The organism is Mesorhizobium sp. M7A.F.Ca.CA.002.15.2.1 (genome assembly GCF_003998715.1).
In the GTDB taxonomy this organism is placed as follows: domain Bacteria; phylum Pseudomonadota; class Alphaproteobacteria; order Rhizobiales; family Rhizobiaceae; genus Mesorhizobium; species Mesorhizobium ciceri.
Genome location: NZ_RZPI01000732.1, coordinates 1 through 2,642, shown reverse-complemented (window position 1 = coordinate 2,642; position 2,642 = coordinate 1). Strand labels below are relative to the sequence as shown.

Annotated in this window: 3 protein-coding genes and 1 pseudogene; 3 read left to right on the top strand and 1 reads right to left on the bottom strand. The window is 65.4% G+C overall.

The window, feature by feature from the left end:
- The 3 genes and pseudogenes from ENZ74_RS28380 to ENZ74_RS28370 all read left to right on the top strand — a co-directional run.
- Window positions 1-342 (top strand): annotated as a pseudogene (locus tag ENZ74_RS28380) (hypothetical protein); the annotation flags it as partial.
- Entirely contained in the window at window positions 339-968 is a 630-nt protein-coding gene (locus ENZ74_RS28375) for a hypothetical protein (protein WP_063168643.1), read from the top strand. The pseudogene ENZ74_RS28380 and the gene ENZ74_RS28375, both read left to right, overlap by 4 nt.
- A complete protein-coding gene (locus ENZ74_RS28370) occupies window positions 965-1,534 on the top strand; it encodes a hypothetical protein (protein ID WP_013530578.1) in 570 nt (189 codons plus the stop codon). Before ENZ74_RS28375 ends, ENZ74_RS28370 begins: the two co-directional genes overlap by 4 nt.
- 27 nt (window positions 1,535-1,561) lie before the next feature.
- On the opposite strand, the gene ENZ74_RS28365 is transcribed toward ENZ74_RS28370, so the two are convergent.
- Window positions 1,562-2,642 (bottom strand): hypothetical protein (locus tag ENZ74_RS28365; protein ID WP_127313166.1); only part of this gene is annotated, 1,081 nt, incomplete at its 5' end.

Below are 2,642 nucleotides of genomic sequence, written 5' to 3'. Positions count from 1 at the left end.
GTGTTGGAGGCCGATCTGACCAATCGCACGGCGCAATCCGACAAGGCTTATTTCAACGTCTTCAAGCCGGACGGGATCGACCTGCCCGATTCCACGCCGATGATCGCGCTGGCCCGCGATTCGACGCTGACGCCGGAACTGCATCCCGGCATGACCGAACGCATGGCCTATGTCTGGCCGCTTGCCGGTAACGCCGCCGTGCCGGCAAATCTCAGCTTCGGCGTCACCGCCGAGATCTTCAAGCCGCGCGACAATCTTTACGGCACGCCGGGCTGGTTCAATTCCTATCGGCTCGGCACCGTCACCATGCCGGTCGCCGACCTGCCCGAGAGCGGCTCATGAGGATCCGCGCCATCGGCAATCTCCTGATCGTCGCCGCCACCGTGGTGCTCAGCTACGGCATGCAGGTGTCGAAGCCGCATTATGCCGAACTCACCGCGCCGATCCCCATTGATGGCGCCATGCACGACACGGTGCGGGCGCGCAGCTTCGATGTCCGCCTCGACAGAATGGTCTTTGCGCGCACGCTGAAGACCAACCAGTTCGGCCAGGAAAGGCTGCTGACCACCAGCGGACTGTGGGCGGTGGCAGCGACCAATCTCACCGCCACCAGCACCTCCACCACGGTCGCCGACGGCACCTGGCAAGGCCCGACCGGCCTGCGCTACCGCCAGACGGAGCGGCTCAGCTATCGCCAGGATATGCCGCCACATGCCGTCGATCCAGGGCTGGAGAGAAGCGGCCTGTTCGTCTTCGAGTTGCCGGCCGACCAGATCCGAGGCGCCAGCCTGCTTATCGCCGCACGTCAGTTCGGCCCGCTCGACGCCCAGGCTCGCATCAGCCTCGATGCCGTTCCGACCGGTGCCGATGGTCAACCGGCGGATGTCTTGCCGCTATACGATCTCGACGCTCCTGCACCGCCGCAGGGCCAGACACGGCAGGGCCAGACACGGCAGGGCAAGACATGAGCGCGGTTTCAACCGACATCGACCCAGCCGGCGGTGGCGAGAAAAAATGGCGACGGCGCGGTCTTGCCGCGCTCGCTATCCTGCTGCCGCTGACGCTGGCCGAAACCAGCTATGAGAGCATCCGTGAATGGCTGCATGGCGAGGACCTCATCGCCAGGGATGTCGAGTTTGGCCAAGGCGCGCCGTTCGGCGGCAGCGAATGGCGGCTGGCCGATTTGCGCGGCGGCAAGGCCGGCCGCTTGCCCGAGCATGCCTTGGCCGTCATCGCCACCTTCGCCGTCACGGTCGGCGATCCCGATCTGCAAAAGCAGTGGCTGGGCTGCAAGGTGATGCTGACCGACGCCGCCGGCCGCCGCTGGCTGCCCGACTTCATCTCCGGCGTCAGCCTGCCGGACGGCGTGATGAACTGCACCTCGGCGATCTTCTCCGGCGCCAAAAAGGGCGAAATCATCAGCGTCGGCGAGACCTTCATCGTGCCCGAGGATGCCATCGAGACCATCCGCCCAGCCATTGGCCTGGGCAGCGAGCGCCCCTGGTTCCTGCGTTTTCAGCGGCCGCCGAAGTGACAGCATCCTTCTCCCCGTAAAGAAAGCTCATTTCCCCGCCCGCTTCGCCATCGAAAACGCCGTCTCCAGCACGGCGGCGAGAAAGCATATGCGCAGCGGCTCGATCAGGATGCCGGTGGAGGAATCCTGGAACGGGCTGCCGAAGAGCAGCGTCACGGCATGCGAAAAAATCTGCCAGATATCGAGCTCGTGTGGACCGATCAGCCGCGTCGCGCCGAGCCACAGCCAGGCCGCGCCCCAGTCGAGCAACCGGTAGCCGACCACCAGCGTGCACAACAGCACCAGGCTGGCGCTGACCGTCAGCCGCACGCCGTTGGCGATCGGCAGATAGCGCGAGCGGTAGCCGGCGATGAAATGCTCGACGAAATCGCGCAGGAATTTCGGCAGGCCGGCATAGCGCCGGCCGGCACGCTCCAGCCGGCCATGCACGCGCATCAGGGCAGCATCGTCGCGCACATCATAGCCGTAGATCAGCGCCGCCATCACCAGCCAGATCAGCGGCAGGAGCATGAAGAAGAACAGGTTGATCGCAGCCGTCGACGGCGCGATCGAGGAGATCTCGACCGGCACCATGGGTGCGGCCGAGGCCATCGGCACCGGGTTTGCCAGCCCGTCCACCGATGCCTGCAGGGCCGACCAGAAATTGCGGCTCATCAGCCATTGCAGGGCCGAATCCTTCCATCGGCTGATCACGTAGAGACCGACGAAGATCCAGTTGGTCTCGCAGATCACCACCACGATCTGCCAGAACGACTCCGCACCTGTCTTAGCCTGCATGAATTTGGCCAGCCGGCGGATCAGCCAGGACACCGCCACGGAGACCAGCAGCCAGCGCGAGTCGAGCACGTCGAGCACATCAGCGCTCTGGCCGAAATCGGCCTGGTCGAGTGTTTCGCGCGAATACTGCCGCACGACGTCGCCCAGAAATCCCCAGGCGGCATAATAGGCGAAGAACGGCAGAAGCGCGATGGTGATCATCCGCACCAGCCGCGAGCCGCGCCGGTCAGCCTCGGCACCCGGCTTCGTTTGCGTCTCGGTGGTTGCGGCCTTGTCGGCGCCGCGCTGCGCGGCCACCACATGCGGCAGGCCGGGGCGCAGCACGTGGAAC

Bases quoted from the DNA above. Each gene is read 5' to 3' on its own strand.
- ENZ74_RS28370 (WP_013530578.1), top strand. From the start codon at position 965: ATGAGCGCGGTTTCAACCGACATCGACCCAGCCGGCGGTGGCGAGAAA.
- ENZ74_RS28375 (WP_063168643.1), top strand. From the start codon at position 339: ATGAGGATCCGCGCCATCGGCAATCTCCTGATCGTCGCCGCCACCGTG.